Origin of the sequence: Rhizobacter sp. (genome assembly GCF_031412075.1) — a bacterium.
Lineage (GTDB): Bacteria > Pseudomonadota > Gammaproteobacteria > Burkholderiales > Burkholderiaceae_C > Rhizobacter.
On sequence record NZ_JANOCG010000549.1, the window covers coordinates 1 to 7,474 of the forward strand.

General features: G+C 65.3%; 11 protein-coding genes. 4 read left to right on the forward strand and 7 right to left on the reverse strand.

Going from position 1 to position 7,474, the window contains the following annotated elements; genetic code table 11:
* The 7 genes from RMO40_RS20425 to flgB form a co-directional block, all read right to left on the reverse strand.
* A partial coding sequence (locus tag RMO40_RS20425; RefSeq protein ID WP_309725278.1) for a flagellar basal body L-ring protein FlgH occupies positions 1–286 on the reverse strand: 286 nt, incomplete at its 3' end.
* Complete coding sequence (flgG, locus tag RMO40_RS20430; protein ID WP_309725280.1) at positions 286–1,068, reverse strand: flagellar basal-body rod protein FlgG; 783 nt, start codon at positions 1,066–1,068, stop codon at positions 286–288. The genes flgG and RMO40_RS20425, both read right to left, overlap by 1 nt.
* A gap of 15 nt (positions 1,069–1,083) precedes the next feature.
* The gene (gene flgF, locus RMO40_RS20435) at positions 1,084–1,812 is read right to left on the reverse strand and encodes a flagellar basal-body rod protein FlgF (RefSeq protein ID WP_309725282.1); all 729 of its coding nucleotides are present in this window, start codon (positions 1,810–1,812) and stop codon (positions 1,084–1,086) included.
* A gap of 25 nt (positions 1,813–1,837) precedes the next feature.
* Positions 1,838–3,100 (reverse strand): flagellar hook protein FlgE, encoded by a 1,263-nt coding sequence (gene flgE / locus RMO40_RS20440; RefSeq protein WP_309725285.1) that lies wholly within the window; start codon positions 3,098–3,100, stop codon positions 1,838–1,840.
* Between the two features lie 25 nt (positions 3,101–3,125).
* Entirely contained in the window at positions 3,126–3,773 is a 648-nt protein-coding gene (locus tag RMO40_RS20445) for a flagellar hook capping FlgD N-terminal domain-containing protein (protein ID WP_309725287.1), read from the reverse strand.
* Between the two features lie 23 nt (positions 3,774–3,796).
* Positions 3,797–4,219: a flagellar basal body rod protein FlgC gene (gene flgC / locus RMO40_RS20450; RefSeq protein WP_309725289.1), complete on the reverse strand. Its 423-nt coding sequence runs from the start codon at positions 4,217–4,219 to the stop codon at positions 3,797–3,799.
* A gap of 160 nt (positions 4,220–4,379) precedes the next feature.
* Entirely contained in the window at positions 4,380–4,793 is a 414-nt protein-coding gene (gene flgB, locus RMO40_RS20455) for a flagellar basal body rod protein FlgB (protein ID WP_309725291.1), read from the reverse strand.
* 137 nt (positions 4,794–4,930) lie between these two features.
* Between flgB and flgA the strand changes: the two genes are divergently transcribed.
* From flgA to RMO40_RS20475, 4 genes are all read left to right on the forward strand, one after another.
* A complete protein-coding gene (gene flgA / locus RMO40_RS20460) occupies positions 4,931–5,632 on the forward strand; it encodes a flagellar basal body P-ring formation chaperone FlgA (RefSeq protein WP_309725294.1) in 702 nt (233 codons plus the stop codon).
* Positions 5,633–5,747: 115 nt separating this feature from the next.
* Positions 5,748–6,056: a flagellar biosynthesis anti-sigma factor FlgM gene (gene flgM / locus RMO40_RS20465; RefSeq protein ID WP_309725296.1), complete on the forward strand. Its 309-nt coding sequence runs from the start codon at positions 5,748–5,750 to the stop codon at positions 6,054–6,056.
* A 47-nt stretch (positions 6,057–6,103) separates the two neighbouring features.
* Complete coding sequence (locus tag RMO40_RS20470; RefSeq protein WP_309725298.1) at positions 6,104–6,490, forward strand: hypothetical protein; 387 nt, start codon at positions 6,104–6,106, stop codon at positions 6,488–6,490.
* A gap of 207 nt (positions 6,491–6,697) precedes the next feature.
* Positions 6,698–7,474 (forward strand): DUF3857 domain-containing protein (locus tag RMO40_RS20475; RefSeq protein WP_309725300.1); only part of this gene is annotated, 777 nt, incomplete at its 3' end.

The following is a 7,474-nucleotide window of genomic DNA, read 5'->3' on the forward strand; positions in this document are numbered from 1 at the left end:
CGCGGCCGCGGCGCGCAGGCCGATGCGCAGGGAATTGGCTGGTTGGGGCGCTGACCTTCTCGACGATCTGCACCGTGATCATGTCGCCGACCAGGCGTGCGCGGTGGTCTTCGAACAGCGGGCGGTACTGCCCGGCCTGGAAGATCGAGCCGTTGTTCACCACCGGGGTGGCCACCGGTTGCGGCCGCACGGTAGGCGAGCCGGCGACGTCGACCTTGGGCAGGCTGTAAGGCGTTTCGCAGCCGGCGAGGGCCACGCAGGCCGCCGCTAAAAACACAAGCTTCATCACAGCTGCGCCAGACGCGCCAGCATCTGGTCGGAGGTCTGGATGGCCTTCGAGTTGAGTTCGTAGGCGCGCTGCGTCTGGATCATGCCGACCAGCTCTTCGACCACGTTCACGTTCGAGGTTTCGACCATGCCTTGTTGCAAGGCACCCAGGCCGTTCAAACCTGGCGTGCCTGCTGTCGGTGTGCCCGAGGCGGCCGTCTCGGTGTAGAGGTTCTGGCCCTTGGGCTCCAAGCCCGCCGGGTTGACGAAGCTCACCAGCGCCAGCTGGCCCACGTTCTGCGGCGTGGTCTGGCCAGAGATGGCCACACTCACCGTGCCGTCGGCACCGATGGTCACGCTTTGGGCGTTGGCCGGGATGGTGATGCCGGGTTGCACGGCGAAGCCGTTGTTGGTGACGAGCTGCCCTTGTGCATTGACCTGGAACGAGCCGTCACGCGTGTAGCCGGGCGTGCCGTCGGGCATCTGGATTTCGAAGAAGCCGCTGCCGCGCACCGCCACGTCGAGCGTGTTGCTGCTTTGCTGCAGGTTGCCTTGCGCAAAGCTGCGCGAGGTGGCCACGGCGCGTGTGCCCAGGCCCACCTGCAAGCCGGTGGGCAGCGTGGTCTGCTCGGTGCTGTTGGCACCGGCCTGGCGCAGGTTCTGGTACATCAGGTCTTCGAACACCGCGTGCGACTTCTTGTAGCCGTTGGTCGCGGTGTTGGCGAGGTTGTTCGAGATGTGGTCCAGCTGGGTTTGCTGGGCCTCCATGCCGGTCTTTGAAATCCACAGGGAACGCATCATGGTGAATGCTCCTTATCAACTCATTGAGAGCAATTGCGCCGCGGCCTTTTCGTCGCCCTCGGCGGTTTGCAGCCTCTTCTTCTGCGCTTCGAACTGACGCGCCGCGGTGATCATCGAGACCATGGTCTCGACCGCGCTCACGTTCGAGCCTTCGAGCGCGCCGTCTTGCACACGGGCCAGCGGGTCGGCGGCGAGGTCGCCTTCGGCCGCGCGGAACAGGCCGTCTTCGCCACGTTCGAACGCGGTCTCTGGCGTCACGAGCTTGAGCTTGCCCACCGCCACGTTCTTGCCGGTGCTGGCGTTCTTGGCGCTGATGGTGCCGTCACCCCCAATGCTCACTTCGCTGTTGGCGGGGATCTGGATCGGGCCACCGTCGCCCATCACCGGCAGGCCGCTGCGGGTGGTGAGCGTGCCGTCGGCACTGATGTCGAGTGCACCGCCGCGGGTGTAGGCCTCGGTGCCGTCGAGTGCTTGCACGGTGAGCCAGCTCTTGCCCTGCACTGCCACGTCGAGGTTGCGGCCGGTGTTGGTGATGACACCCGGCGCGTCGTTGTAGCCCGGCGTGCTTTCGAGCGCATAAACCCGCGTGCTGGCGCCGCTGCCCAACACCGGCACCGCGCGAAACGCCTGCAGCTCGGCGCGAAAGCCGGGCGTCGACACATTGGCCAGGTTGTTGGCCAGCGTGTCTTGCCGCTGCATCATGGCTTTGGCGCCAGACATCGACAGGTAAATCATGCGGTCCATGGCTGGCTCCTTCTAGATCAATCGATCAGCGCAAATTCACCAGCGTCTGCAACACCTGGTCTTGCGTCTTGATCGTCTGTGCATTCGCCTGGTAGGTGCGCTGCGCGGTGATCATGTTGACCAGCTCGGCGGTGAGGTCGACGTTCGACTCTTCCAGCGCGCCCGACTGCAGCACCCCCAGGTTGCCCTGGCCCGGCGTGCCCACGATCGGGTCGCCCGACTCATAGGTGCGCGACCACAGGTTGCCACCGAGCGGCTTCAGGCCTTGTGGATTGCGGAAGGTGGAGAGCTCGATCTGGCCGGCCGGCTTGGACTGGCCGTTGGAATAAGTCGCCATCACGATGCCGTCTTTTTCGATCGACAGGCCCGAAAGCTGGCCGGGGGCGTAGCCGTCTTGCGTCAGGTTGGTCACGCCGAAGCCGGCACCGAACTGCGAGGCACCTGACAGGCTGAGCTGGATTCCGGGTATGGCCAGCGTGTCAGCACCGGCGGCGTTGGTCGAGGCCGGAACGTCGAGCGTCACCGCGCCGGCGGGAGCGGTCGGCGAGCCGCCGTTGGCGGGGAAGACCATGGTGGTCAGCGGGGCCGGGTCACCGGCGCCGTCCACCGCCACCGAGGTGCCGTTGGCCGTGACGTACACGTTCCAGGTGGAGGTGGCGGTCTTCTGGAAGTAATAGGTCAGCGCCACGTCCTGGCCCAGGTCGTCGTAGACGGTGAGCGAGGTGGCGTTGTTGTAGGTGGTCGCGTCGCTGAAGTTGACCATCGGCGTGGTCGCCGGCAGCGTGACGGCCGAACGCGAGTCGAGGTTCATCTCCATCGTGATCTCGGTCGTGGGCGCCGGGTCGATGCCCGCGGTGGGCAGCTGCAGCGGCACGGCCAGGCCGGGCTGGATCACGCCTTGTGCGTCGGCCGGGTAGCCCAGCAGTTGGCCACTCTGGTTGTTGACGATGAAGCCGTCTTTGTTGACCTGGAACTGGCCGTTTCGCGAGTAGAGCGTCTGGCCGCCACTGTTCACTTCGAAGAAGCCCTGGCCGTTGATGGCGAGGTCCAGCCCGTTGGCGGTGGTGGTGATGTTGCCCTGGCTGAACTGCTGCGTCACCGCCTGCAGGTTCACGCCAATGCCGATGCTGCTGCTGCCGCCCGCGCCCAGTGCCGCGGCGTACATGTCGCCGAACTCGGCGCGCGACGACTTGGCGCCATAGGTGTTGGCGTTGGCGATGTTGTTGCCGATCACATCGAGGTTCTTGCTCGCTGCGTTCAGACCGGAAAGACCTTGTTGGAAGCTCATGGGGTGTCCTTGTTGGAAGCAGTGATCAGTTGAAGGCTTTGACGAGGGCGTAGGCCACGCTGCCAGCGTTTTGCAGCTCAAGCTGCAGGCTGTCGCCCGAGGTGTTGACGGCTTGCACGCGGTCGCGCATCAGCGCGGTCGCTTCAAGCTTCACGCTGCCGCTGGTGGCCGACAGGCGGAAGGTGACGCCGGTGGCGCTGGCGTTGGTGCCCGCATTCCATTCGAAGCTGTGCATGCCGGCGGTCTGGGCGCCGAGGTCGAGCGTGTCGATCACGTGGCCACCAGGGCCCAGCACTTCGACGCGCACGTTGTCGGCCGCGCTGTTCAGCTCGAAGCCGCCCACGCCCACGCCGTTGTCCATGTCCATCTTGTTGCCCGGCACGACCACATCGCGCCCGACCAGCGCGGCGCCTTGCAGCGCCTGCATCTGCATGAACTGGCCCGACAGGCCTTGCACCGTGCCATTGAGTTTCTCGATGCCGGTGACGGTGTTGATCTGCGCCATCTGGCTGGTGACCTGGGCGTTGTCCATCGGGGCCAGCGGGTCCTGGTTTTGCATCTGCGCGACCAGCAGTTTCAAGAAGCGGTCGGCGCTGCCGGCCTCGTTGGCGGTGACGACGCTGCTTTTTTCGTTGAGCGCGGCGTAGGTCGATTGAACGTTGGTGACGGGCATGGTGTGTCCTTGTCAGTTCAGGGTCACTGACCCATCTGCAGCGTCTTGAGCAGCAGCGTCTTGGCCGTGTTCATGACTTCGATGTTGTTCTGGTACGAACGCGAGGCCGAGATCATGTTGACCATCTCCTCGACCGCGTTCACGTTGCTGTAGGTCACATAACCTTCCGCATCAGCGCTCGGGTGCTTGGGGTCGTGCACACGGCGGCCTGGCGTCTGGTCTTCGCTGATGTTGCTGACCTTCACGCCGGCGGTGCCCGCGTCACCCATCTGGCCGGTCTTGCCCATCAGCTCGGTCTGGAACGTGACCTGCCGCGCCTTGTAGGCTTGGCCATCGGGGCCGGCGACGGTGTCGGCGTTGGCCAGGTTGGAGGCGACGACGTTGAGGCGCTGCGACTGCGCGCTGACCGCGCTGCCGCTCACGTTGAAAATCTGGAACATGCTCATGCCAGTGCCCCTTGGTTGAACCCGAGCGCCCGTGGAACGGTCTTGAGACCGCCAAGGCGCAGAGAACGCAAAGGTCGCAGAGACAACTCAAAAGTCTTGGCGACCTTTGTGTTCTTGGCGCCTTGGCGGTTGAAAGAAACGCACGGTGTGCTCCGAGCCCTCATGACTGCCCCCTGATCGCATCGAGCATCGTGCGCACGTTGCCGTTGATGAAGCGCAGCGTGGCTTCGTAGCGCACCGAGTTGTCGGCAAAGTTGGCGCGCTCGCGGTCCATGTCGACCGTGTTGCGGTCGAGGTTGGTCTGGCTGGGCATCGAATACACCAGGTTGGCTTGTGCGGCGGCATCCGTGCCGCCACCACCACCGATGTGGCCCGGCTGGCTGGCAGCGAGCGCCGTGGCGCCCTGCATCTGGCCGGTGGCCTGGCGCAAGGCGGCAGAGAAGTCCATGTCGCGGGCCACATAGCCCGGCGTGTCGGCGTTGGCGATGTTGCTTGCGATCAGGCGTTGCCGCTCCGAGCGCAGGCTCAAGGCCTGGCCGTGAAAGTCGAGCGAACTGGTGAGTCGATCCAACATGTTGCTGTACCCAAAAAACCCATGGGGTGATGCGAATGGATTGTGGGCAGCGTGTTTCAAAACATAAGCGGGAATAGCAAGCCCTTTCTTGGTCATTTCAGGGCCTTGGCTGGCGCCTCCCCCTCTAAAGTGGCAGCGTGGAAAAGACCCTGCACCTCTTGCGTTCGCTGCTCATCGCCTGGCTGTGTGCACTGGCCGGCAGCGCACATGCACAGCCCGATCCCCTGATAGAACAAGTGCGCCAGTTCGTGATGGCCAAGCTGACCGGCACCGGCATGCCGCGTGTCGAAGTGGCCACGGGCCGACTCGACGCCCGCCTGCGCCTGAGCCCTTGCGAGCAGGTGCAACCCTTCCTGCCCAACGGCGCGCGCCTCTGGGGCAAAACGCGTGTGGGCCTGCGTTGTGTGAAAGGCGTCACACCCTGGAACGTTTATCTGCCGATCACGGTGAACGTGTTCGGCCCGGCGATGGTCTCAACCGCCGCCCTGCCGGCTGGCCACGTGCTGGCAGCAGGCGATTTCCGTCAAGCCGAGATCAACTTGGCCGAAGACACATTGAACCCACCGGTGACCGAGGTGAGCGTGCTGCTCGGCCGCACGCTGGCGACAGCGCTCACTCCCGGCCAAAGCCTGCGCGAGCGCAGCCTGAAGGCGCGCCAGTGGTTTGCGGCAGGCGAGCGCGTGCAGATCCGCGTGGCGGGTCAAGGTTTTGCGGTGGCCGGGTCGGGTGAAGCCGTCACGGCCGGGATGGAAGGGCAGCCGGCCCGTGTGCGCACGGAGAGCGGGCGCGTGCTGTCAGGCATGCCGGTGGCGGAGCGCCAGCTGGAGATCGCATTGTGAAATCTAGGCGCGGCACTCACAATTCAAAAGAAAAACCTAAAGTCCAGCGCCGGACGGGCCGATACACCGTCCATGTTGAAAGGTTCGGGCCCTCTCCCGACCGTAGGAGTACATGATGAAAATCGGCAATCCCGCAGACAAACCCGCAGGCGTCGGCCCCGTTGGCCCGGCGCGCAACCAGCCCGCCGAAACCGCCAAGGCGCCGGAAAAGACTGGCAACACCACCGACCCGAGCGCGAAGGTCGAGTTGTCCAACACGGCCGCCTCGTTGCTGTCGACTGGCGCCAACTCGGAATTTGACGCCGACAAGGTGGCGCGCATCACGCAAGCCATCAGCGACGGCAAGTTCGAAATCAACGCCGAGAAGATCGCCGACCGGCTGATCGCCAACGCCAACGAAGTGCTGGGCAAGGCACAACACTGAAGGTGTTGGCCTCTCCAGCGCGCAGCTCACCCCTGGTGAACCCGACCATGAACACGCCAGCCCCGATCACGGCTAGCCCTGAACTCGAAACCACGCTCGCCGCGGTGGAAACCCAGCTCGCGTCGCTGGGCGAATCGCTGCGCGCCAACGACAGCGTGGCGATCGACCACCACGCCACCGAACTGCACCGCGCGCTGGCGCGTGCCGTCGACCACTTCAGCCACGCCGCCCGCAGCGGCCCGGTGCCCCCGCCCCTGCGTGAGCGTTTGAAGCTCGCGAGCGGCCTGGTGGCCTCGCAACGCGAGTCACTGGCCCGCGCCACGGCTGCGCTCGACCGCGCCATCGACGTGCTGATGCCGCGCGACCGCGCCGCGTCGGTCTACTCCACCGCCGGCGCAGAGCGCGCCATGCGCGGCGGTGTGATCCAGGCCTGAACGGCCTGCCCTGGCCGCCGGCCAGAGCCTTCAACTCCCCTCCCCCTCGGGCGGCGTCAAGCTGCAGCGAAAGTCACGTCTTCGGCGAGCGCCGCAGCGCTCGCGCGTTGGAGGCACCCCGCATCCCGTGAAAGAATCCGCTGAACACAGCGGCGCGCAACGCACCTGCCGCTTGCACCACATCGACAGCGAAGCGAGGGAGCCTTCTTGAAATCCAGATCCAATCTGCACGCCTGTGGCAGCGCCTGGCTGCGCTGCGTCGTGCTGTGCTGCACTGTGGTGGCCATGGGCGGCGCCCTGGCCACCCCGCGAGAATTTTCCGTATCACCCATCCCGGAATGGGTGCGCACCGTGGTCCCTTCCGAGCCCGCCGTGATGCCCACCGGGCAGATCAGCCAAGGCGTTCATTACCTGCTGGTCGACACCCAGACCCAGGTCGAGGCACGTGACAAGGTGCACTACCGCCACATCGCCACCAAGGCGCTGAACGAGCGCGGCGTCGAATCCGTGGCGCACGTGGAAATCCGCTTCGACCCCTCGTACCAGTCGCTGGCGCTGCACATGGTTCAGGTGCGCCGCGGTGCACGCGTCATTCCCAAGCTGGCCAGTTCCTCGGTGAAGGTGCTGCAGCGAGAGCAGGAACTCGAATACCTCATCTACGACGGAAGCAAGACGGCCAACCTGTTCCTCGACGACATCCGCGTGGGCGACGTGGTCGAGTACGCCTACTCGGTGCGCGGCAGCAACCCGGTCTTCGGCAGCAGGCAGTTCGGCCGCTTTGACCTGCAATGGAATGTGCCGGTGCACCACCTGCACGCGCGCCTGTTGTGGCCCAAGGGGCGCGAGCTGCGCCGGCACGCGGTAGTACGGCACCGCCCAGCGCGCCACCGACTGCCAGTCTTTGAACTCGCCCCATTGCACCGCCGGGTAGGGGTCGAACCAGTTCGGCGTGTCGGATTCGAGCAGCAGAGCAGGCACGCTCTT